Raw genomic sequence first — 20,338 nt, 5'->3', positions numbered from 1 at the left:
CGACCGATCCGCCTATGATGGGCCCATGCCCACCCCGCCGCCCCCCACCGCGCCCCCGGCGCCCGCCGCCACCCCGGACGATGCGCCGGGACCGGACGGTCCGGCGGGTGCCGCCGCCGCGGGCTCGCTGGAGCGGGTGATCGCCGTGCAGGTCAAGAACCACCGCCTGTCCCAGGGCATGTCCGCCGCCGAGCTGGCCGTCCGCACGGGACTGTCGAAGGCCATGGTCTCCAAGATCGAGTCCGCGTCCACGTCCTCGTCGCTGACCACGCTGCAGCGGCTGGCCGACGGCCTGGACCTGCCGGTGACGGCGCTCTTCCAGGGTGCGGACACCGAACGCGAGGCCGCATTCACCAAGGCCGGCCAGGGCAGCGTGACGGTGCGCAGCGGCACCCGGCACGGGCACGAGTACCGTCTCCTGGGCGACCTCAAGCGCCACGCGACGCCGATCGAGCCGACCCTGGTCACCCTGACCAGCGCATCCGACGTCTTCCCGCAGTTCCAGCATCCCGGCACCGAGTTCATCTACATGCTGGAAGGGCGCATGGTCTACGGGCACGGCTCCTACGAGTACGAGCTGGCCCCGGGCGACTCGTTGGTCTTCGAGGGCGAGGGACCGCACGGCCCGCTTCGCCTCATCGAGTTGCCGATCCGTTTCCTCGCGGTCACCGCGCACTAGCGAACCGGCCGCCGGCCCATTCTCGGCCGCGGGCCGGTGGCTGGGTTAAACAACGAGTTTACGGTGCCGAAACCCGCGGTAGTTCATTCCCAGTGAAACTGGTTTCACGCCAGGCAATCGACGTGTCCGGCGTCCGCCCGTTCACGAGGAGACCAGACCATGCCACCAGCCGACCTCGCGTGGATGTTCGCAGCATTCGCGCTCGTCCTCCTGATGTTCCCGGGCATCGCCCTCTTCTACGGGGGCATGCTCAACGGACGCAACGTCCTGAACATGTTCATGATGGTCATGGGTTCCATGGCCGTCACCACGGTTGTCTACGTCCTGTTCGTCCACGGCATCGTCACCGGCAACTCGGTCGGCGGCGCCGGCATCATCGGCAATCCCGTGGAATTCCTCGGCTTCGAGTCCTTCACCGCCGACGACGGCTCCGACGGCGCCTACTGGGGCGCCTTCTTCATCCTCTTCGCGGCCATCAGCATCGCGATCGTCGCCTCGGGCGCCGCGGGCCGCATGAAGTTCGGCTCCTGGCTGGTCTTCTCCGGCCTGTGGATCGCACTGGTCTACGGGCCGCTCGGCCACTGGGTGTTCACGTTCTCCGACGAGGAGTCCGGGTACGTCGGCGGCTGGATGCGCAACGTCCTGGGCCTGCACGACTACGCGGGCGGGACCGCGGTGCACATGAACGCCGGCGCCTCGGCGCTCGCGCTCGCCCTGGTCCTGGGTCGCCGCCGCAACACCACCAACCGCCCGCACAACCTGCCCCTGGTGCTGCTGGGGGCCGGCCTGCTGTTCGTCGGCTGGATCGGCTTCAACGGCGGCACCGCGGCGGGAGCGAACTTCCTGGCCGGGTACGTCATCCTGACCACCCTGCTCGCGGCGATGTCCGGCATCCTCGGCTTCCTGCTGGTGGAGCGCTACCGCGACGGCCAGCCCACCACCCTGGGCATGGCCACGGGCCTGATCGCGGGCCTCGTGGGCATCACCCCGGCGGCCGACGCCGTCACGCCCGTCGGCGCCCTGCTGGTCGGCTTCGTGTCCGCGGCCGCCGTCGCCTGGGCCATCACCTGGAAGAAGCGGCACAAGATCGACGACTCGCTGGACGCCTTCGCCGTGCACGGCATCGGCGGCATCGCCGGAGCGCTGTTCGTGGTCCTGTTCGGCGCCGCGGCCGCGCCCGCCGGCGTCGCCGGGATCTTCTTCGGCGGCGACGCGAACCTCCTGTGGCGCGAGACCGTGGCCATCGTGGCCACGCTGGCCTACTCCTTCGGGGCCACCTACGCGATCGCCTGGACCATGAACAAAATCAGTCCCCTCCGGGTCCCCAACGAGGTGGAGGACACCGGTCTGGACCAGGGCCTGCACGCCGAGTCCGCCTACGAGATCGGCGCCGAACTGGGCCGCCCCTCCCATTCCGGCAAGTTCGTCGCCACCCGTCCCGCCCCCAACCACACCGCGAAGGAAGTGCCGAACCAGTGAAACTCGTGACCGCCATCATCCAGCCCGCCAAGGTCGACGACGTCAAGGACGCCCTCAGCTCCGCCGGTTTCCGCGGCATGACCATCACCCGGGTCGAGGGCCACGGCCAGCAGGCCGGCCGCAGCGAGTTCTACCGCGGGTCCGAGGTCCGCGTGGACTTCGTCTCCAAGGTCCGCGTCGAGGTGATCGTTCCGGACGAGGAGGCCGACACCGCGATCGACGCGCTCGTCGCGGCGGCCCGCACCGGCAACATCGGGGACGGCAAGGTCTGGGCCTCCGACGTCAGCCACCTGGTGCGCGTCCGGACCGGGGAACGCGGCCCCGACGCCGTCTAGCCCCGGCGGAAACGGCCCCCGGACACCACGTGCGGGGGCCGTTTCCGCGGACATCACCGTGCCGTTGTCGCGGGCTGCTCCTGGAAGGCCGGAACGACATGCTCGATGAAGAGTTCGAGGGAGCGCTTCTTCTCCTCATGGGTCAAGCCGTTGTCGGACCAGAGGCTGAACTCGCTGACGCCGAGTGCCTCATAGTGGCGCAGGCGGTCGATGATTTCGGCAGGCGTTCCGATCATCGCGGTCTTGTGGAGCGACTCCGGCGCGAACTCGGGCCGCCCCTCGAACTTCTCGACCGGGCTGGGCTCGAGGAAGCCGTTCCGCGGCGTGCTCTTGTTGCCGAACCAGGCATCGAACGTCCTGTAGAACTTCTGGATGCTCTCCGCCGGGCGGCGCCATCCCTCGGGTTCGTCCGCGGGGTGGACGTGAGTGTGGCGGAGCACCATGAGGTCCGGCCGGGGGACGCCGGGGTTGTTCGCAACCGCCGTGTCGAATTTGCGCCCGAGGTCCTCGACCTCCTCGTCGCCCTTCATGAGCGGCGTCACCATCACGTTGCAGCCGTTGGCGACGGCGAACTCGTGCGAGGAGATGTCGCGGGCGGCGATCCACAGGGGCGGGGCCGGCTTCTGGACGGGCTTGGGGACGCTGGTCGAGGTGGGGAACTGCCAGACTTCGCCGTCGTGCGCGTAGTCGCCCTCCCAGAGCGCGCGGACCGCCGGGACCATCTCGCGCAGGTGCTTGCCGCCGTCGACCGCGGGCAGGCCGCCCAGGAGGCGGTCGAACTCGAATTGGTAGGCGCCGCGCGCCAGCCCCACCTCCGCCCGGCCGTTGCTGATGACGTCCAGGAGCGCGGTCTCGCCGGCCACGCGGAGCGGGTTCCAGAAGGGGGCGATGATCGTTCCGGCGCCCAGGCGGATGGTCGACGTTCGCGCCGCCAGGTACGCGAGCTGGGGCATGGGGCTGGGGGAGATGGTGTACTCCATCGAGTGGTGTTCGCCGATCCAGACGGTGCTGAAGCCTCCCGCCTCCGCGATGAGTGCCAGCTCCGTCAGGTTCTCGAAGCATTCTCGATGGGAGACGCTCTCGTCCCAGCGCTCCATGTGGACAAAGAGGGAAAAGCGCATTAGTGGCTCCTAGGTTCTGTGGTGGTCGTGACCGACGCTTCGTGGGTGGACGCGGACGCCCGGGCCGCGGCCTGGCGTTCGGCGATGGTCTGGTCCGCCTTGGACCAGTGGGTGGCCGGCACCTCGCGGATGATGACCGTGGTGTTCTCCGGGACCGCGCCGACGGTGTCCTCGGCGGCGCGGTGGATGGCGGAGACGAGTGCCCGCAGCTGCTCGGGGCTGCGGCCCTCGGCGATGGAGATGTCGATGAGTGGCACGGCGCCGTCCTTAGCTTCGCATGATGAAGGGGTCGGCAACCGGCCCTTCGTCGGTGTTGATCCACACGCTCTTGAGGCGCGTGTACTCGTACATGGATTCGATGCCGTGCTCGATGCCGACGCCGCTGCTCTTGAAACCCTGGCGCGGGGACATCGGGGACATGGCGCGGTAGGTGTTGACCCAGACGGTGCCCGCCTCCAGCCGCCGGGCCATGCGGTGGGCGCGGGCGAGGTTCTGCGTCCACACACCGGCGGCGAGGCCGTACTGCGTGTCGTTGGCGAGCGAGAGGACCTCGTCCTCCGTCTCGAAGGGCATGACGGCGGCGACGGGCCCGAAGATCTCCTCGCGGGTGACCCGCATCTGGTTGTTGACGTCGGTCAGCACGGTGGGCGCGTAGAAGTAGCCGGGGAGATCGACATCGGGGCGGCGGCCGCCCGTGAGCACGGTGGCGCCCTCGGAGACGCCGAGTTCGACGTACGAGTCGACCTTCTGCCGCTGCGCGTCGAACGCCAGCGGGCCGAGTTCCGTGGCCTCGAGCATCGGGTCGCCGATGACGATGCCGCGCGCCCGGTTGGCGACCTTTTCCAGCAGCTCGTCGTAGACGGAGCGGTGGGCGAAGACGCGGCTGCCGGCGATGCAGGTCTGTCCGGCTGCGGCGAAGATGCCCGCGATGACGCCCATGGCGGCGTTGTCCACGTTGGCGTCCTCGAAGACGATGTTCGGGCTCTTGCCGCCGAGTTCCAGGGTGCACCCGATGAAGCGTGCCGCCGCCGAGGACGCGATGGACGCGCCCGTGGCGGTGGATCCGGTGAAGGAGATCTTGGCCAGGCGCGGGTGGTCGACCAGGGGCGCTCCGGCTTCGGCGCCGTAGCCCGTGACGACGTTGACGACGCCGTCGGGGAACCCGGCTTCGGAGGCGAGTTCGGCCACGCGCAGGATGGTGCGGGAGGTGTATTCGGAGGGTTTGATCACCAGCGTGTTGCCGGCGGCGAGCGCCGGGGCGAGCTTGGAGGTCGTCAGCGTGAGGGGGCTGTTCCACGGGGTGATGGCCCCGACGACGCCGAGGGGCTCGCGCTGGGTGTAGTTGAGGATCTGGACGGAACTGGTGGGGATCTGGCTGCCCTGGATCTTGTCGGCGAGTCCGGCGTAGTAGTAGAGGTACTCCGGCAGGGTGGCCAGCTGGCCGCGCATCTCGCGCAGGAGCTTGCCGTTGTCCTGCGTCTCCATGACGGCCAGTTCCTCGGCGTGCTCCCCCACCAGCTCCGCGAGGCGGCGCAGCAGGTGTCCGCGTTTGGTGGGCGAGAGGTCGCGCCACAGGGGGTTCTCGAAGGCCTCGCCGGCGGCGGCGACGGCGGCATCGACGTCGTCCCGGGTCCCGCGGGCGGCCTCGTAGAGGACCTCCAGCGTGGCCGGGTTGGTGCTCTCGAAGTACGCGCCGCCGATCGGGGCTGCGGGGCGTCCGTTGATGTAGTGCTCGTAGCGCTCAGTCATGGCTTTCTCGGCTCGATTCCTCGATGAAGCGGTGGATGATCAGGGCGAGCTCCCGGGGTTGTTCCACGGGCAGCATGTGGCGTGCGCCGGGGACGACGACGGTTCTGCCGCGCGGGATGGCTTGCCCGAGCCGGCGCGACATCTCCGGGGTGGACCCCGGATCGAGTTCGCCGGTGACGGCCAGGGACGGCAGCGCGATCTTGCCGAGCTCGGGGCCGATCTCCGCGTCGGCGGTGGCGAAGACCTCGTAGGCGTGCAGGTAGGACTCCTGGGAGTTGGCCAGCAGGGTGGCCCTGGTTCCGGACACCGTCGTGGCGTCGACACCCGATCCTGCCGGGTACCAGCGCACGACGGATGCCTCGACGCTTCCCGCGAAGTCGCTGCGTGCGTTGTCCAGCCTGTTCCGCACGGACGCGGCCTCTTGCGGAGTGCGCGCGCAGACGGAACTGACACTGGTCAGGGAGGCGACAAGATCGGGCCGGTGCCGGGCGAGGTGCTGGGCCACGAGGGCTCCGAGCGAGAAGCCCACCAGGTGCGCCCGGCCCGGCAGGCGTTCGGCGACGTCCGCCGCGAGCCCGGCCAGGGTCGCCGGGCCGGTCAGCGGAGGCTGCCCGCCGTGCCCGGGCAGGTCCAGAGCGAGCGCGGGGCGGTCGGTGAGCCCTGCGATCTCCGCCCGCAGGGGCTCCCACATGGTGTGGTCCAGCCCCACGCCGTGGAGCAGGACGATCGGCAGGGGCTGGACCATGCTCACTGCTCGGTGCTCAGCGGGGCCAGGCGCTGCTGGGGGCGCCCCTGTGCCGCGGCTGCGAGCGCGATGACGATCTCGCCCGGATGCGGGGCGTCGGCGAGCCGGACCTCTATGCTCTGGTGGTGCGACCGGATGGTGGCGTCGGTGATGTGCTTGAGCGGGATGTCGAAGACGATCCCGGCGGGACCACGCTTCTCCACGGCCGGGAGCAGGGTGGTGGCGTAGGCGGCCTTGCGGAAGTGATCGCCGAACTTCAGGGTGTGGATCAGCGCCGAACCGTGCTCGATCTCCCCCTCCAGCCCCACGATGGCCGCCTTGCCGTAGGCTTCGACGGTCCCACCCAGCGCCTCGACCACGCGGGGGGCGAGGAGCTCGCCGATGCGGGACGCGGTCTCCTCGATGCCGGGGTTCAGGTCCTCGACGAACCCCTGCCCGTGCCAGGGGTTGGGAATGACGGCCGCGACGACGGCGACGCGGGCCACGGGCTCGACCGGGCGGCCTCCCTCGGTCAGGGTTTCTTCGACGATGGTGTAGATCTTGCGCGGGTTCATGCGGTTGCTCCTTCGAGGACGGCGGACGTCACGGCTGGGTCGGTGCTGCGGTCACCGATCCGCGGGTGCGGACGCGGCCCGGTGGACGCGGCCGCTGCGACGACGATCTCGTCGGCACGGGGTCCGTCGCCGACGCGGATGGTGATGGTTTGGTAGTGGCTACGGGTGGAGGCGGCGTTCTTGTGCCACATCGGGATGACGATCGGCTGGCCGGCGTCGGCGCGGTCGTCGGCGAAGCAGAGGATCGAGGTGCCGTCGAGGAATTCCCGGACCAGGTTGCCGAAGTACGGGGTGTGGATGAGTGCCGCTCCGTGCTCGATTTCGCCGGCGGTGCCGACGATCGCGGCCTTGCCGAAGGCCTCGACGCGGTCCGCGCCGCCGAGGCGTTCCGTGAGGCGGCTGCTCAGCTCGCGGGCGAGCTGGGGCGCGATCCGCTCGGATGCGCGGCCGAGGTCGGTCGACGGATCCGTTGCCGCCCAGGGGTTGGGCAGCACGGCTGCGACTGCGGCCCGTACGGACGGCGTGGCCGGCTCCTGCCCGTTCTCCAGGAAGGTCTCCTCCTGGTAGTAGACGATTTTGCGGATCCCGGGCGTGCTGGAGACGGTCATGCCCCACTCACCAGATGCGTCGTGCCGGTGCCGTTCGCCGCGGTCTTCTCCGGGAAGGGACGCAGGCCGCGCAACCCGTGCCCGCGGGCGTCCTGCAGTTGCCGGTTGTGGTGGGCGCGGTCTCCGGCGGCGTCGGGGCCGTGGAGGATCGAGAAGCGCATGGCGTGTTCCTTTCGTGTCGGCATGGGGCCGGCCGTGGTGTCTACGGGTGAGGGGCGTCGGTGGCGGTCCGGGAGTCGGCGAGGACTTCCCGGGCGGAGGCGTAGACGTGGTTGCGCATGGCCGCCTCGGCCCCGAAGTGGTCCTTGGCCTTGATCATGTCCAGGACGGCACGGTGCTCGCCGGTGGAGGTCTTGATGCGGCCGGGGTGCTCCGCGGTGCGCAGCACGAGCCGGTGGTACGCCAGCTGGTTCATCAACCGGTCGTACTGCTCGATCAGCTTTCGGTTGTCCGCGCCGGTGATGATGGTGCGGTGGAACTCGTTGACCAGTTCCGCGTAGCGGGCGGCGTCCTGGTCCAGCGACGCCTGGTCGGAAGCCTCGACGTTGCGCTCGAGCACGCGGAGCTCCGGGACGTCACCGCGGCGGGCCAGGAGGCCGGCGGCCAGTCCCTCGAGCCCCTCCTTGAGCTGGAAGAGTTCGACGATTTCCCGGCGGGTGGGTTCGCGGACGAACGTCCCGACCTTGGGGCGGATCTCCACCAGGCCCTCGTGCTGCAGCTGCTTGAGCGTTTCCCGGATGGGGGTGCGGCTGACGTCGAACTGTTGCGCGAGGACCGCCTCCGAGAGCGGGCTCCCCGGCGGGAACTCCCCGCCGAGAACCAGGCGCCGCACCCGGTCCAGCAGGGTGGCTTCGCCGGAGTCGTCGACCTGGTCAACCTCTTGCATCGTCTGTTGCATGCAACAAACGGTAGATGCCACTCCACGAGACGTCAAGGAGTAGGTCATTTTTTCCCCGAAAACACCGCGATACATAGAATTTACCTGAGATACGCCTCAGGGGATTGACGCGATGATGTGATCGGGATTACGTTCATTGCCATGCAACAAGAACTCAAATCAACCCTCACCACCGTCTGGCGCCAGGCATGGGACCTCGGCGACGTCGACGCCCTGCAGACCGTGGTCACTCCCGACTACGTCCGCGTGAGCCGGGCCAGCGGCAAGGCGTCCACCCTCGAGCAGCTCCAGGCGGACATCCTCGCGGTCCGCGCCGGCTTCCCGGACCTGACCACGACCATCGACGCCATCGTGACCGAAGGAAGCTCCGCCGCGATCTTCTGGACCACCAGCGGCACGCACACCGAGCCCTTCCTCGGCGTCCCCCCGACGCACCAGAAGGTGCAAACCAGGGGATGCAACCACGTGACCCTGGTGGACGGGCGCATCGACCGCGAGGAGGTCACCTGGGACGGTTCCGAACTGCTCGACAGCCTCGGGGTGCGCCACCTCCGCGACGCGCGGAAGCCCGACGACGTCGTCCTCGACGACCTCTCGGGGGATCCGGACCCCGACGTCATGAAGACGTTCAACCGGCAGTTCATCACCGGCGTCACCGTGGTGACGACCCAGGAGAACGGCGTGCCGAAGGGCCTGGCCGTCAATTCCTACGCCTCGGTGTCCCTGGACCCGGCGTTGGTGATGGTCTGCATCCAGAAGACGTCCTCCACCTACCCGGCGCTGCACGCGGCGACCCACCTGGGGATCAACATCCTGGGCACGGAGCAGCGGTCAACCGTCGCAACGTTCGCGTCCAAGTCCACGGACAAGTTCGCCGACGTCGACTGGCACGCGGGCCCGCACGGAAGCCCCCTCATCGACGGATCACCGGCGTCGCTCGAGGCGGAGATCCGCGAACGCTTCCAGGCAACGACCCACACCGTGTTCATCTGCCGCGTCCGCCACGCGGAAGTCACCGAGGCAAGCCCCATCGTCTACAAGGCCGGCCGCTTCTACGACAGCGACGACCTCACCCAACTTTGAGCCGCAGGGCCCGCGGGCCCTCCGATCGAGCAAAAAAGGAGAAACCCGTGGTGCAACAACTCGACCCCTCGGCCCTGCCCCGGACCCGGACACCGCGCCGGACAACGGACGGGAAGCCGGGAGCGGTCTTCCTGCTCTCCGTCGGATTCATCACCGTCTTCGTAATCTGGGCCGCGGCGTCCCCCGAGAACCTCGGATCCGTCATGACGTCCAGCATGAACTGGGTGGCGGCTTCGGTCGGCTGGAGCTACCTCGCGGTCCCGCTGCTGTGCATCGGGCTGCTCCTGTACATGGCCTTCAGCCGCTACGGAACCATCCGGCTCGGCTCCAGCACCAGCAGGCCGGAGCACAGCACCTGGGCCTGGCTGGCCATGATCCTCTCCGCCGTGATGGGCATCGGACTCATCAGCTACGGCGTGGCCGAACCCATATCCCACTTCATGGCACCGCCCCATGCCCTCGCCGACCCCGAGACCATGGACGCGGCCGTCCGGGCCATGCAGTTCAGCTTCTTCCATTGGGGACCACACGCGTGGGCCATCTTCGGGGTCTTCGGACTGGCCATCGGCTACTCCACCCACCGCAAGGGGCGCCCCGGCCTGGTCTCGCCCATGCTCCGGCCCGTCCTGGGCAAACTCGTCGATGGATGGTTCGGCAAGGCGATCGACATCTTCGCCATCATCGCCACCCTCTTCGGCACCACGACCTCCTTGGGCCTGGGCGCTTCGCAGATCGCCGAGGGACTTAACCGGATCCTGGGACTCCCCACAACCCTGCCCATCCAGATCGGCATCATTGCCATCATCACCGTCCTGTTCACGCTCTCCGCGCTCTCGGGCGTCAACCGCGGCATCAAGTACATCAGCCAGGTCACGATGGGACTCTCCGTTGCCCTCGCGATCTACGTCCTCATCGCGGGCCCCACCAACTTCGTCACCAACCTGTTCTTCCGTTCCGTCGGGCAGTACTCCAGCGACTTCTTTGCCACGAGCCTGTACACGCCCTCCACGGCCGACGACCTGCAGTGGATGCAGTGGTGGACCTACTTCATGATGGCCTGGTGGCTCAGTTGGGGTGCATTCGTCGGCGTCTTCCTCGCGAAGATCTCGAAGGGCCGCACGGTTCGGCAGTTCGTCGCAGGCGTCCTCGGCGTGCCCAGCTTCGTGTTCTTCGCCTGGTTCACGATTTTCGGCGGAACCGCCATCAAGATGGACATGGACGGCGCCGGGATCGGCGAAGCCACGACGGAGAACATCAATTCAGCGTTCTTCTCCATGCTCGAGCAGCTCCCCGTGCCCGAACTCACCGCCGTCGTCACGGTCGTCCTCGTGGCCTTGTTCTTCATCTCCGGCGCCGATGCGAACACCTTTGTCCTCAGCATGCTCTCCTCCAAGGGCAGCCTGAGCCCGACCAAGCCGGTCCTCACGTTGTGGGGCGTCCTCACCGGCGCGTGCGCCGTCCTGCTCCTGGTGGTGGGGGGCCTCACGGCCCTGCAGCAGGCCGCGATGCTCTCCGCACTCCCCTTCACGATCATCGTCGGCCTGCTCGGGGTCTCCCTGATCCTGGAGACCCGTGCGGACCCCGAGTTCCAACTCCACCGGGCCGTGCGACTCGGCGAACTCCGTTCGGGAGGACTAGGCACGGAGGACCCCCCGGTCCGATAGGGCAGCGGGTCGACGCCTTTGCCGCAACCTGCGGGATCGCCCTTGTCCGGATGCCGGGCAGGGGCGGTCCCGCGTTCGAGGACGCGTTTCACGGACAGGCTGTGGCACTACCCGGAGGAAGCGGGCCGGCACACGCACCGCCTAGGCCGATGCCCCTGCCCGGGTCCCCGCCCGGTGGGCCACAGCAAAGGGGGTTCCCCGCGTGGCTAGCGCGCGCTACGCTAAAACCGGTCGAGCCCAGGCCTTCCACCAGACGCGTGCGAGGAGCGCTCCATGGCCCACCGACTCCACCTGCTGCTCCGCGTCGATCCCCACGGGTCCGGCAGTGAACTCCTCGTCCGCGGCTGCCTCACCCCGACGGGGTGCGCGGTCTCCTCCCGGTCATGCTGCGCGGCCTGCGTCTCGCCGGGGACCATCGGCTGCTCATCGACCTCACCCGGGCCCGACACATCGAGCCCGACGCGTCGGCGCTCCTGCATGGAATCGCCCCCAACCTCGGGGCCGACGGACCATCCAGGACCGGCGGCGCCGCCCTTCGCGCCTCCCCGCCCCGACGGAGCGCCATCCGGCCGTCTGGGCACGGAGCATCCCTTCCACGCAAGGAGAACCGCACCATGTCCTCGCCCCACACCGTGACCGTCACCGCCACCAGCCCGCACCCCAGGGACTGGGGCCGCGCCCTCGCCGAGGCGGTCACACAACTCTCTGGCCTCCATGGAGGCACCGAAGACGAGGCGGCCAGCGCGCTCTTCGACCGCGGCGTCCATCTGAGCGTGCGCGAATCCGGAACCGAGGTCGAAGTCACGGTCACCCTCGGCCCGGCGTCCGCCGCCGGTGACACGTCCTCGGACACGCCGGTCGCCTGAACCCAACGTTCGGCCCGGCCCCGGCCGCCGCTGCCGGCCGTCCGGGACCGCGCCGGTCCGACGCCGGACGCGTCACCGCGGGCGCGATGGGTCGGCTCCCATCTGGTGAGCCGGGCCGCCCGGGCGTTTAATGGTGGGAAAGAACGCGCCCGCCCCGTGGCCACACCCCGCGGCCCGCCGGCCATGACGCGGCAAGGAACCCGTCATGACCGAAATCGCCGACGCCCGCCCCGACACTCCGGTCGCGGCGGCCCTGCAGGACCTCGTCCTCGCCAGCGCCGACGTCGACGGGTTCCTGCACCAGCTCGCCGCCCACGCCGCCGAGACCCTCTCCACCGGCCCCGCGACCGTGCACTGCGGCGCCACGCTGCTGCGGGACAAGAAAATGGCCACAGTCGCCAGCAGCGACCGCCAGGCGCTCGAGCTGGACGAGCTCCAATACGACCACGGCGACGGCCCCTGCCTCAGCGCCGCCCGCACCGGCACCCTGGTCTCGGTGCCCGACGTGCGCCTCGAGCGGCGCTGGCGCCCCTACCTCGACGCCATCGCCCCACGCGGCATCGGATCCATCCTCGGCGTGCCGCTGGACCTCGGCGACCACGCGTCCGGGGCCCTGAACTTCTACGCCACCGCCCCGCACGCCTTCGGGGAGCAGACCCTCGCCGACGCCCAGGGCTACGCCCGGCAAGCCGCCGCGTCGCTGCTCCTGGCCGTGCGGATCGGCCGGCTCGCCGACAGCCGGGACCACCTCAAGACCGCCCTGGCCTCGCGCACCCCGATCGACCTGGCCACCGGCATCCTCATGGCCCAGAACCGGTGCGGCCAGAAGGAGGCGTTCGAGATGCTCCGCGCGGCGTCCTCCCACCGCAACACCAAGATCCGGGACCTCGCCGAGCACATCGTCCGGTCCGTCGGCGGCGAACCGTCCGAGGCGTACTTCAAGGACTAACGACGCCGCCGCCACAGCGCCGACCGGCCGCCATGCCCCGTGGCCCCTCCCCCGGCGGCGCGTACGGGGATAGCATGATGCTGGAACTGGAAAAGCAAATCGGTCTTACCAAGGAGCGAAAGCAATGGACAACCCCGACCCCGACGCCCTCGACGTGGTCGCGGACTTGGTCAGCGAAGAACAGTGGCTCGGCAGCCAGGCCGCCCGCGACGCCACCACGGCCGCACCTGCGGAGGACGCTCACCGAGAAGACCGTCTGCAGAACGTGGAACAGGAACTGGACCGGTGTTCGGACCTGCTGCTTCCCCGCCGCGACGGACGAACCGTCGGGGGCACGGACGGCAGGGGCTAGACGCCGGAAAAGCCGCGACGCCGGGACCCGTCGCAGCGTGCTCCGCGCGACCCGGGGCTACGGCCGGACGGCCCGCGCGCTGCGCGTCCTCGAGCGCGACACGTGCCCCCGCCAGGCCCCGGCGGCCAGCGCGGCGAACACGAGCAGGGCGGCGCCCCGCCACACAACTCCCCACACGTCCTCGGACTCGATCGCGGAGGAGGCGACGTTGAAGCCCCAAAACGCGGCCATGACGGTGTAGAACCACGCGGTGCCGAGCCCACGCCCGCGCTCGGGTTCGGAGGAGCCGTCGAGGAGTTCGAGGGCATACACCTCCGGCGGGCCGAACTCGTCCTGCGGATGAGACGCTCCGCTGTCCCGCCAGTGGCCCCTCGCGTCGGCGACGTGGCGCCGCACGCTCTCCCGCGGCAGGTAGTAGCGGCCGCGGAGCAGACCGCCGAGATGTCCGAACCATGCGTCCGGAGACAGCGTCCGGGAGGCGTCCCCGACGGGAACGGGCCGCGGTTTCCGCCGTGCGCCGAGGACCACGAGAGCGATCGACAACAGCAGCAGTGCCACGACGGGGAACTCGAACAACGGGTCTCGGCCCTTGAGCAACACCGCTCCCGTGGAGGCGGCGGCGATTCCCGCCACGGAACCGACCCACCATTGCCATCCCCGTCGCAGCCGTCCGGCCCTGCGCTCAAGCATCCCCCAGTGGGCCCCGATCCACGCCGCCAGGACCCCGCTGAACAGCACCGCGTGGGCGGGACCCACCTCGGCGGTCCATCCCGAGCCGAAGAAGAGCATGACGCTCAGGATCCCGAGGGACGATCCCGCGGTGAGCAGGAGGAGCATCCACCGGTCCCGGGGCGTGCCGCCCTCCAGGTCGACGCCGGCGCGCTCCTCGACGGGGACGCGGTCACGGGCGACTTCGCGGGCGTAGGCGTCCGCGTCGCCGAAGAGCTCGGCGGCCGCGCGCTCCGTCTCGCGGCAGGCCTCCCGCGCCTCGCCGACCGCTTCGGCGGCGACCGCCGCCGGCACGGAGTGCGTCATGGTCAGGCTGAACAGCAACCTGTCGCCCCAGTCCCGGTCCTTCGGACTCGGCCAGGTATCGGACCTCCGAAGCGTCATGGCGTTTCCCCTTCCGCGGCCGGTGCGGAAGCGGCCGGTGCCGGTGGGGCATCGAGGAGCCCCCCGACCGAACGACTGAAGGGGCCCCAACCGTCGCGGAGGGCCTCGAGGTGGTCGCGGCCCCGCGCGGTGACGGTGAAGACCTTCCGGCCCGGCCCGCCCTCGCCCTCACGCCACTCGGCGGTCACGGCCCCGTCCCGCTCGAGCCGATTCAGCACGGGGTACAGCGCGCCGCCCTTGATGGGGCCGATCCCGGCCGACTGCAGCCGCTGCACCACCGCGTAGCCGTGCGCGCTGCCGCCGGCCAGCACCGCGAGGGCGCACGTGCCCAACAACCCGCGCAGCCACTCGGCGGTGAGGTCCATGTCGTCCATACACTAACCATCACATGAACTACTCTGATCAGCAACTAGTGAATCCGTTCCTGCCCGCTCTTGCTACCGCGCCCCATGGTCTCGATCGGTCTCGCGGATCGCGCCCCGCCGGGCGAAGGGCCCTCAGACGGGCGGCGGGCCCCGGCGCGCGGTTCCGTGGCTGAGAGCCAGGTGCCCACCCAGGAATCCCGCTCCCGCCGCGACCGCGTTCCCCGCGAGGGCGAGGCCCGTGCCGAGGGCGTGGCGGCCGCACTGCCGGGCGATCAGCGAGCCGAGGAAAAGGAAGACCGCGGTGTCGGTGCCCAGCGCGTGCACCGCCCCGATCCGACGCTCGGCGCCCTTCGTCTCCGCCCAGTCGCCGGCGCCCGCAAAGGCCGTCGGGACGGCCGCCCCGAGCCCCACCGCGACGAGGAGCGTGGCGCCCCGGCGGGACTGGGGCCCTCCCGCCAGATCGAGGATGGAAGCGCCGACCCAGGCCCCGAGCGTCAGGTCGGTGAGCGGGGGATGCACGGAGTGTCCCAGGACCGCGGTGTGGAACGGGCTGCGCCGGGCCCATTCGAGTACCGGCCTGTAGACGAGCTCCTGGGCGGCAGCCACCCGCTCCGAGACGGGGCTCTCGCCCACGGCCCGGGCCAGCCGCTGCGGCCATGGAAGAGTGTTCACGCCGTCAGGGTACGACGGGGCGGGGCAACTGCATAGGCCTCGCGGTGTTGCACCGGCCCGATGGACAAGGAGGCGTCCGAAACCACGGGCCGGTGCAATTTACCACTCGCACCTTGAGAGGTGTTTCCACCCTAGGTTCCGTTTCTGGGTGGATCCTGTGTGCCGCCGGGAACGGGTCAGCTGCGCCCGCGCTCGCCGGCCTCGGGGGCAGTGCCGGCCTCGCGTCGCCCGCGGTCCGCGGCGCCGTCGCCGTCCTCCGTGTCCGCGGCCTCTTCGCGCAGCTCGCGGCCCCGGTCGATGTCCTGCCGCCGCTTCTCGAGCTTCTTCTCGCTCGCCGCGGTGTCCCTGGGCGGCAACTGGATGGAGTCCTCCGCCTCGATGCCGCCCTGCAGCTGGCGCCCGCGCTCCAGCTCGGCGTCGAACTCGGCGCCGAAGAGCAGGGAGAGATTGGCGATCCAAATCCAGAGCAGCAGGACGATCACGCCGCCGATCGCGCCGTAGGTCTTGTTGTAGTTCCCGAAGTTGGAGACGTAGAAGAAGAACCCGAGCGAGGCAAGGGCCAGCACCAGCAGGGCGATGAGCGAGCCGATGCTCATCCACTTGAACTTGGGCTGCTTCACGTTCGGGGTGGCGTAATACAGGACCGCGATCAGCAGGACCGCGAACGCCACCAGAAGCGGCCACTTGGCGATGTTCCAGATGGCGACGGCAGCCTCGCCGAGCCCGACGACGTCGCCGATGGTCCGTGCCAGCGGGCCGGAGACCACCAGCAGGATGCCCATGACCACGGTCAGCAGGAGCATGACCAGCGTGGTCAACAGCATCACGGGACGCAACTTCCAGAAGGGGCGGCCCTCGTCGATCTCGTAGATCCGGTTCATGGCCCGGCCGAACGCTCCCACGTAGCCCGAGGCCGACCAGATGGCGCCGGCGAGGCCGGCGATCAGCGCGAGCCCCGCGGCGGGCGCCGACGTCAGTTGCTCGATGGGCTGCCGGAGGGTCTCGACCACCGAGGGGTCGGCGACGCCCTCGATCACGGAGAGGAGCGTCTGCGTGGTCTGCTCGGCCTGTCCCACGACGCCGAGAAGCGACACCAGCGCCAGCAGGGCCGGGAAGATCGAGAGGACGCCGTAGTAGGTGAGCGCGGCCGCGAGGTCGGTGCACTCGTCGCGGGAAAATTCCCGGAGGGTGCGCTTGAGGGCGTAGCCCCACGCCGGCTTCCCCACGTCCGTGGGGCTGTCCGGTTTCCTGTCGTCCTCCGCCGCGGGGGCTCGGGCGGCCTTGGCCGCGCTGTCGTCGCGGGCGGCGGACGCGCCGTCCCCTGCCGATCGGGATATGCCTGGCATGGAGCCCTCCAGTATTTTTTCGCTGCCGCGCCGGGGAGCCCCGGTACGCATTTACACCGTAAGCGGATCACAATGGCGCGGCGGACGCAAGGCCGGGCGCGTCCCGGCGGACTCAGAGCAGCGTGGCCAGCCGCTCCAGGAGGTTCTCCAGCGACTCCTCGAACTCCTGCGCCGAGCGGTCCTCCGAGAGCTGCTCCTGCAGGCGTTCGACGTGCGGGTATTCGCTGAGGTCGGTGGAGGTTTCCGACGAGGGTTCGGACGTGGACACCGGGCTGATCTCCGCACCCATGGCCTCGACCTCGAGGAGCAGGTGGCCCAGCAGGAAGCTGCTGAAGGCGCGGTACGCCGCGACGGCTGCCTCGTCCCCGAAGCCGGAGCCCTTGAGGGCCGCCAGGAAGGAGTCGATCCAGCGCAGGCTGCGCAGCGGTGGGCGGATCCACGGGGCCTCGGGCGGCCTCGTCGCCACCAGGGGGAAGACCAGCGGATGCGCCAGCGCGATGCGGCGGAGCCCGTGCGCCAGCCGGACCAGATAGTCCTGCCAGCCGTCGGTCGGCACGCGGTGCACGTCCGGGTCGTCGGAGAGCTCGTCCAGCACCACCTCGACGATGCCGTCGAGCAGGTCCTCCCGCGAGGGGACGTAGCGGTAGAGGGACATCGCCTCCACGCCCAGCTGCGCCCCGAGCTGCCGCATGGACAGCTGGCGCAGGCCGTGTTCGTCGATGAAGGCCGCGCCGGCATCCAGGATCATGCGTCGCTCCAGGCGTCTCCTGCCCTGGGGCCGGGTCTCGACCGCGGATTCGGAATCACTCACGAGATGCTCCTTCCGTCGTGGCTGGGCTTCCAGCGTACGCCCGCGCGGCCCGCAGGTATCCCCGGGTGACGATCCGCTGGCAGGCCGAGGCCACGGGATTCCCCAGCCGGTAGAGCCAGGACGACGGGCGGCTGAACGCGAACAGCTCGAAGTAGACCCCGCCGTCGGGCTCCAGGACCGCCAGGAAGGACTCCTCGCCCGACTCCGGATGGCCCGGCAGCGTGCCGTACCCGAACCCCGCGCGTCCGGGCTCCTCGACGCACCAGACCACGCGGCACGGCGCCGGCAGGCGCAGCGGCCCCGCTCCGAAACCGCTCACCACGCGGCTTCCCGGCCTCGCGCGTTCGGTGTCCGCCCGGACCCGCAGACCCGCGCCGCGGTGCAGGTCCCATTCCATGATGGCGTCCGACAGGCGGCGGAAGGCCTCGGGTCCCTCCCCCACGCGGATCCGCTCCCGGGCCACGCGGTAGCCGGCGGGCGCCTGGTGCGTCAGCGTCAGGCCGTGCTCCGGGTAGGTCAGGTCGGCGGGCCGGCCGAGCCGCGCGAGGCGGCGGCGCGCCGCCTGCTCGCTGGGACTGTGCCGCTCGAGGGCCGCACCCACGACGCGCAGCGCCACGCGTCCGCCCAGCCGTGTGGGCAGCGGAATGCTGGCGCCGCGGGGCAGCGGGATCCCGGACTTGCGCAGCCCGAGCAGCGCCCGCTGGCGGTCCGAGAGGGTGTCCACGACCGCGGCGAAGAGGAGGCGGTAGCCGGGCATCAGCATCGGGTCCAGGGGCGGTTCCCGCAGGAACCGGACCACCTCCTCCACCCGCGGCCCGCCCGCGAGCAGCCCCGCGTCCTCATACTCCTGGAGACGGCTGCGCAGCTCGGCGTCGCTGCGCGGCGGGTTCGGCACGCCCATCAGCTCGCCGGCGACCGCCCACTCGCGCACGTAGGCGTCTGCGCCACCCACGGCGGACGGCACCGGCCCGCGGAAATGCTCGTAGCTGCGCAGGAACGCGTCCGTGAACGCGATGTGCACCCATTCCGCGAGGGACGGGTCGTTCGCCGAGTAGCGGCGGTCGGCGCCCCGGCCGTCGACGTAGGTTCCGGTCACCGGCGCGTGGCGTCGGCGGACGTGCTCGCAGGCGGCCCGCGCCGCGGCGGTGTCCCCGTAGGTCACGGTGAAGATCCAGCGGATCGTGCCCGCCAGGCGGGCCAGCGGATCGGCCCGGTAGTCGGAGTGCTCGGCGACGCCGGCGAGCGCCCCGGGGTGCAGCGCCTGCAACAGCAGGGCGCGGATGCCGGCGGCGATGGGGGTCATGCCCCCGTTGACGGTCCACACCGCCGAGCCGGGGACGAAGAATCCCCCGTCGTCGCCGCGCTCGAGCTCCGTCTCCCACGCCGGCACGCCCTCGGCCTGACCAGCGAAGGTCAGGCGCAGGCGGTTTCGCAGCGGCCCCAGGACATCCATGGCACGAGCCTATCCGGTCGCGCCCGGCCCGCACTGTTGCGATCCGGCATCGAAGCGCCGCCGGGCGCATCGCCCTCGCTACTCTGGTGGCATGAGAAGCGACGGAAACGGGTGTGGCGCGGCCCGCGGAACGACGGCGGTGCGCGCGGGCCGCGCGCTGGCGGCCTGCCTGGCGGTGGGTCTCGCCCTGTCCGGCTGCGGCGTGGCCCGGGACGTCTTCCCCAAGGCGTTCCCCAGCGAGGCCGCGCCGGCGTCCGCCTCCCCCTCCGTCCGGGCCACCGCGGCACCCGCCGACGAGTGGAAGACCGCCACCACCCGCGCGGGCGACGTGTCGCTGAAGATCCGCGCGGAGTGGACCATGGAGCCCGTCCCGGCCTCGGAGGGGACGTCGAGCACCGGCATCACCGCCTACCGCGTGCTCAACGCCGACGGCACGGAGCTCGCGACCCTGCAGCAGAACCCCGGGGACGCGACGTCGCAGGCCCTGCCCGGGTCGACGTTCACGCCCCTCGACTCCGTGCCGGCCCCGGGGGTGCCGCTCCTCGTGGATTCCGCCAAGGCGCGGATCGTGTTCGACCTGACCACCCACCCGAACGCCGAGTCCGAGGCCGTCTATGGCCTGACCGCCGGCGTCCCGGTGACCGCGAAGACCGCGCCCGGCGGCGCGGTGCCGCTGGGCGGAGGCATCCAGGGTTCGCCCAAGCTCGCGGGTCCGCTGCTCTTCCAGGGCGTCCTGGCGCTGGACCCCGACGCACGCCGCCCCACCCAGCAGGACGCGGCGCTGGCGGCGGCGAAGGAGTACGTCTACACCCAGGAGTACGCGGACCTCCTGGCCATGTTCCGCTCGCTGGACTACCACCCGGACCGGGCCACCGGCGCCAACTGCGACGGCGCCACGTTCAGCTACAAGACCATCAACATCGACTGCGACACCGTGCTGGAGATCTACCACACCGCGCGGATCGCGGAGCTCTACGACGAGCGCCGCGGCGCCACGGTCCGCGTGCTCGGCGACTACCTGTGCACGCTCAAGGACCTCGGCGCGACCGACCTCGACAACCAGCGGCGCGGCGAGGGGATCGACGGCGTCTGCAAGCGCGACGGCGGCTACGGCTCCTTCACGGCCCGCTGGAAGACCGCGCCGGGCTAGGCAGAGGGCTGGTCGTCGATCCGCAGTTCGCCCATCCGCTCCCAACCCTCGCCGTCGACCTGGCGGCTGACGATCCGCGGCGTCTCGGCGAGGGCCGGGCGCATGGCCTCCAGCCCGGCAGCGAAGTGCTCGCTGGTGACGTGGGCCTCCGCGGCGCCGTCCCGGAACGCCTCCACCAGCACGAACTCGGCCGGATCCTCGACGCTGCGCGACCACTCGAACCAGAGGTTGCCCTTCTCGGCCCGGGTCGCCAGCGTGAACGGGCCCACCAGGTCCAGGAACCTCTCGGTGTACTCGGGCGTGGTCTTGAACTTCACGACGATGAAAATCATGTCCCCAGCCTACC

24 protein-coding genes are annotated in these 20,338 nt (G+C 70.5%); 9 read left to right on the top strand and 15 right to left on the bottom strand.

All coding sequences use genetic code 11. From position 1 onward, the window contains the following. Positions 1 to 25: 25 nt before the first annotated feature. The 3 genes from ACETWP_RS08165 to ACETWP_RS08155 all read left to right on the top strand — a co-directional run bounded on the left by ACETWP_RS08165 (position 26) and on the right by ACETWP_RS08155 (position 2,493). Positions 26 to 679, top strand: a complete 654-nt coding sequence (locus tag ACETWP_RS08165) for a helix-turn-helix domain-containing protein (RefSeq protein WP_373971735.1) — start codon at positions 26 to 28, stop codon at positions 677 to 679. Positions 680 to 838: 159 nt separating this feature from the next. After that, the gene (locus tag ACETWP_RS08160; protein WP_373971734.1) at positions 839 to 2,158 is read left to right on the top strand and encodes an ammonium transporter; all 1,320 of its coding nucleotides are present in this window, start codon (positions 839 to 841) and stop codon (positions 2,156 to 2,158) included. Next, complete coding sequence (locus tag ACETWP_RS08155; RefSeq protein ID WP_373971733.1) at positions 2,155 to 2,493, top strand: P-II family nitrogen regulator; 339 nt, start codon at positions 2,155 to 2,157, stop codon at positions 2,491 to 2,493. Before ACETWP_RS08160 ends, ACETWP_RS08155 begins: the two co-directional genes overlap by 4 nt. Positions 2,494 to 2,546: 53 nt before the next feature. Here the strand turns inward: ACETWP_RS08155 and ACETWP_RS08150 are convergent, their stop codons facing one another. The 8 genes from ACETWP_RS08150 to ACETWP_RS08115 are packed head-to-tail and all read right to left on the bottom strand — an operon-like array spanning position 2,547 to position 8,156. Then, positions 2,547 to 3,614 carry an LLM class flavin-dependent oxidoreductase gene (locus tag ACETWP_RS08150; RefSeq protein WP_373971732.1) on the bottom strand — a complete coding sequence of 356 codons (1,068 nt, stop codon included), beginning with the start codon at positions 3,612 to 3,614 and terminating at the stop codon, positions 2,547 to 2,549. After that, entirely contained in the window at positions 3,614 to 3,871 is a 258-nt protein-coding gene (locus ACETWP_RS08145) for a tautomerase family protein (RefSeq protein WP_373971731.1), read from the bottom strand. Before ACETWP_RS08145 ends, ACETWP_RS08150 begins: the two co-directional genes overlap by 1 nt. Positions 3,872 to 3,881: 10 nt before the next feature. Then, complete coding sequence (locus ACETWP_RS08140; protein ID WP_373971730.1) at positions 3,882 to 5,363, bottom strand: aldehyde dehydrogenase; 1,482 nt, start codon at positions 5,361 to 5,363, stop codon at positions 3,882 to 3,884. Next, entirely contained in the window at positions 5,356 to 6,108 is a 753-nt protein-coding gene (locus tag ACETWP_RS08135) for an alpha/beta fold hydrolase (RefSeq protein WP_373971729.1), read from the bottom strand. The genes ACETWP_RS08140 and ACETWP_RS08135 overlap by 8 nt, the downstream gene beginning before the upstream one ends. 2 nt (positions 6,109 to 6,110) lie before the next feature. Beyond that, the gene (locus ACETWP_RS08130) at positions 6,111 to 6,662 is read right to left on the bottom strand and encodes an amino acid synthesis family protein (RefSeq protein ID WP_373971728.1); all 552 of its coding nucleotides are present in this window, start codon (positions 6,660 to 6,662) and stop codon (positions 6,111 to 6,113) included. After that, positions 6,659 to 7,270 (bottom strand): amino acid synthesis family protein, encoded by a 612-nt coding sequence (locus tag ACETWP_RS08125; protein WP_373971727.1) that lies wholly within the window; start codon positions 7,268 to 7,270, stop codon positions 6,659 to 6,661. The genes ACETWP_RS08130 and ACETWP_RS08125 overlap by 4 nt, the downstream gene beginning before the upstream one ends. Continuing rightward, positions 7,267 to 7,431: a hypothetical protein gene (locus tag ACETWP_RS08120; RefSeq protein ID WP_373971726.1), complete on the bottom strand. Its 165-nt coding sequence runs from the start codon at positions 7,429 to 7,431 to the stop codon at positions 7,267 to 7,269. Before ACETWP_RS08120 ends, ACETWP_RS08125 begins: the two co-directional genes overlap by 4 nt. 41 nt (positions 7,432 to 7,472) lie before the next feature. After that, complete coding sequence (locus tag ACETWP_RS08115) at positions 7,473 to 8,156, bottom strand: GntR family transcriptional regulator (protein WP_373971725.1); 684 nt, start codon at positions 8,154 to 8,156, stop codon at positions 7,473 to 7,475. Positions 8,157 to 8,309: 153 nt separating this feature from the next. Here ACETWP_RS08115 and ACETWP_RS08110 point away from each other — a divergent pair, with 153 nt between their 5' ends. The 5 genes from ACETWP_RS08110 (at position 8,310) to ACETWP_RS08090 (ending at position 13,082) form a co-directional block, all read left to right on the top strand. Further along, positions 8,310 to 9,251 (top strand): flavin reductase, encoded by a 942-nt coding sequence (locus ACETWP_RS08110; protein WP_373971724.1) that lies wholly within the window; start codon positions 8,310 to 8,312, stop codon positions 9,249 to 9,251. 47 nt (positions 9,252 to 9,298) lie between these two features. After that, positions 9,299 to 10,915: a BCCT family transporter gene (locus ACETWP_RS08105; RefSeq protein WP_373971723.1), complete on the top strand. Its 1,617-nt coding sequence runs from the start codon at positions 9,299 to 9,301 to the stop codon at positions 10,913 to 10,915. A gap of 614 nt (positions 10,916 to 11,529) precedes the next feature. Then, positions 11,530 to 11,781 (top strand): hypothetical protein, encoded by a 252-nt coding sequence (locus tag ACETWP_RS08100; RefSeq protein WP_373971722.1) that lies wholly within the window; start codon positions 11,530 to 11,532, stop codon positions 11,779 to 11,781. 205 nt (positions 11,782 to 11,986) lie between these two features. Further along, on the top strand, positions 11,987 to 12,730 hold the full coding sequence (locus ACETWP_RS08095; protein WP_373971721.1) for an ANTAR domain-containing protein: 744 nt from the start codon (positions 11,987 to 11,989) through the stop codon (positions 12,728 to 12,730). A 124-nt stretch (positions 12,731 to 12,854) separates the two neighbouring features. After that, positions 12,855 to 13,082, top strand: coding sequence for a DUF2630 family protein (locus ACETWP_RS08090; protein WP_373971720.1), 228 nt, complete (start codon positions 12,855 to 12,857; stop codon positions 13,080 to 13,082). A 57-nt stretch (positions 13,083 to 13,139) separates the two neighbouring features. Here the strand turns inward: ACETWP_RS08090 and ACETWP_RS08085 are convergent, their stop codons facing one another. From ACETWP_RS08085 to ACETWP_RS08060, 6 genes are all read right to left on the bottom strand, one after another. After that, positions 13,140 to 14,195 carry a sulfite exporter TauE/SafE family protein gene (locus ACETWP_RS08085; protein WP_373971719.1) on the bottom strand — a complete coding sequence of 352 codons (1,056 nt, stop codon included), beginning with the start codon at positions 14,193 to 14,195 and terminating at the stop codon, positions 13,140 to 13,142. Next, positions 14,192 to 14,569 carry a PadR family transcriptional regulator gene (locus tag ACETWP_RS08080; protein WP_373971718.1) on the bottom strand — a complete coding sequence of 126 codons (378 nt, stop codon included), beginning with the start codon at positions 14,567 to 14,569 and terminating at the stop codon, positions 14,192 to 14,194. Before ACETWP_RS08080 ends, ACETWP_RS08085 begins: the two co-directional genes overlap by 4 nt. Before the next feature lie 123 nt (positions 14,570 to 14,692). Further along, complete coding sequence (locus ACETWP_RS08075; protein WP_373971717.1) at positions 14,693 to 15,232, bottom strand: DUF2231 domain-containing protein; 540 nt, start codon at positions 15,230 to 15,232, stop codon at positions 14,693 to 14,695. 176 nt (positions 15,233 to 15,408) lie between these two features. Next, on the bottom strand, positions 15,409 to 16,578 hold the full coding sequence (locus ACETWP_RS08070) for a YihY/virulence factor BrkB family protein (RefSeq protein ID WP_373971716.1): 1,170 nt from the start codon (positions 16,576 to 16,578) through the stop codon (positions 15,409 to 15,411). Positions 16,579 to 16,690: 112 nt separating this feature from the next. Continuing rightward, positions 16,691 to 17,389, bottom strand: a complete 699-nt coding sequence (locus ACETWP_RS08065) for a TetR/AcrR family transcriptional regulator (RefSeq protein WP_373971715.1) — start codon at positions 17,387 to 17,389, stop codon at positions 16,691 to 16,693. Beyond that, entirely contained in the window at positions 17,382 to 18,842 is a 1,461-nt protein-coding gene (locus tag ACETWP_RS08060; RefSeq protein ID WP_373971714.1) for a DUF1990 family protein, read from the bottom strand. The genes ACETWP_RS08065 and ACETWP_RS08060 overlap by 8 nt, the downstream gene beginning before the upstream one ends. Positions 18,843 to 18,933: 91 nt before the next feature. On the opposite strand from ACETWP_RS08060, the gene ACETWP_RS08055 reads away from it, so the two are divergent. After that, positions 18,934 to 19,992 carry a hypothetical protein gene (locus tag ACETWP_RS08055; protein WP_373971713.1) on the top strand — a complete coding sequence of 353 codons (1,059 nt, stop codon included), beginning with the start codon at positions 18,934 to 18,936 and terminating at the stop codon, positions 19,990 to 19,992. On the opposite strand, the gene ACETWP_RS08050 is transcribed toward ACETWP_RS08055, so the two are convergent. Beyond that, a complete protein-coding gene (locus ACETWP_RS08050) occupies positions 19,989 to 20,324 on the bottom strand; it encodes a putative quinol monooxygenase (RefSeq protein ID WP_373971712.1) in 336 nt (111 codons plus the stop codon). The two genes, ACETWP_RS08055 and ACETWP_RS08050, sit on opposite strands and share 4 nt — an antisense overlap. Positions 20,325 to 20,338 lie beyond the last annotated feature (14 nt).

Origin of the sequence: Arthrobacter halodurans, from assembly GCF_041877255.1 — a bacterium.
GTDB lineage: Bacteria > Actinomycetota > Actinomycetes > Actinomycetales > Micrococcaceae > Arthrobacter_N > Arthrobacter_N halodurans.
The sequence above is the reverse complement of the archived record's forward strand: the minus strand, read 5'-3'. Positions and strand labels throughout refer to the sequence as shown.

Bases quoted from the DNA above. Each gene is read 5' to 3' on its own strand.
- ACETWP_RS08085 (WP_373971719.1), bottom strand. From the start codon at position 14,195: ATGACGCTTCGGAGGTCCGATACCTGGCCGAGTCCGAAGGACCGGGAC.
- ACETWP_RS08130 (WP_373971728.1), bottom strand. From the start codon at position 6,662: ATGAACCCGCGCAAGATCTACACCATCGTCGAAGAAACCCTGACCGAG.
- ACETWP_RS08100 (WP_373971722.1), top strand. From the start codon at position 11,530: ATGTCCTCGCCCCACACCGTGACCGTCACCGCCACCAGCCCGCACCCC.
- ACETWP_RS08135 (WP_373971729.1), bottom strand. From the start codon at position 6,108: ATGGTCCAGCCCCTGCCGATCGTCCTGCTCCACGGCGTGGGGCTGGAC.
- ACETWP_RS08150 (WP_373971732.1), bottom strand. From the start codon at position 3,614: ATGCGCTTTTCCCTCTTTGTCCACATGGAGCGCTGGGACGAGAGCGTC.
- ACETWP_RS08060 (WP_373971714.1), bottom strand. From the start codon at position 18,842: ATGGATGTCCTGGGGCCGCTGCGAAACCGCCTGCGCCTGACCTTCGCT.
- ACETWP_RS08120 (WP_373971726.1), bottom strand. From the start codon at position 7,431: ATGCGCTTCTCGATCCTCCACGGCCCCGACGCCGCCGGAGACCGCGCC.
- ACETWP_RS08110 (WP_373971724.1), top strand. From the start codon at position 8,310: ATGCAACAAGAACTCAAATCAACCCTCACCACCGTCTGGCGCCAGGCA.
- ACETWP_RS08160 (WP_373971734.1), top strand. From the start codon at position 839: ATGCCACCAGCCGACCTCGCGTGGATGTTCGCAGCATTCGCGCTCGTC.
- ACETWP_RS08140 (WP_373971730.1), bottom strand. From the start codon at position 5,363: ATGACTGAGCGCTACGAGCACTACATCAACGGACGCCCCGCAGCCCCG.
- ACETWP_RS08055 (WP_373971713.1), top strand. From the start codon at position 18,934: ATGAGAAGCGACGGAAACGGGTGTGGCGCGGCCCGCGGAACGACGGCG.
- ACETWP_RS08165 (WP_373971735.1), top strand. From the start codon at position 26: ATGCCCACCCCGCCGCCCCCCACCGCGCCCCCGGCGCCCGCCGCCACC.
- ACETWP_RS08095 (WP_373971721.1), top strand. From the start codon at position 11,987: ATGACCGAAATCGCCGACGCCCGCCCCGACACTCCGGTCGCGGCGGCC.
- ACETWP_RS08115 (WP_373971725.1), bottom strand. From the start codon at position 8,156: ATGCAAGAGGTTGACCAGGTCGACGACTCCGGCGAAGCCACCCTGCTG.
- ACETWP_RS08050 (WP_373971712.1), bottom strand. From the start codon at position 20,324: ATGATTTTCATCGTCGTGAAGTTCAAGACCACGCCCGAGTACACCGAG.
- ACETWP_RS08070 (WP_373971716.1), bottom strand. From the start codon at position 16,578: ATGCCAGGCATATCCCGATCGGCAGGGGACGGCGCGTCCGCCGCCCGC.
- ACETWP_RS08125 (WP_373971727.1), bottom strand. From the start codon at position 7,270: ATGACCGTCTCCAGCACGCCCGGGATCCGCAAAATCGTCTACTACCAG.
- ACETWP_RS08090 (WP_373971720.1), top strand. From the start codon at position 12,855: ATGGACAACCCCGACCCCGACGCCCTCGACGTGGTCGCGGACTTGGTC.
- ACETWP_RS08080 (WP_373971718.1), bottom strand. From the start codon at position 14,569: ATGGACGACATGGACCTCACCGCCGAGTGGCTGCGCGGGTTGTTGGGC.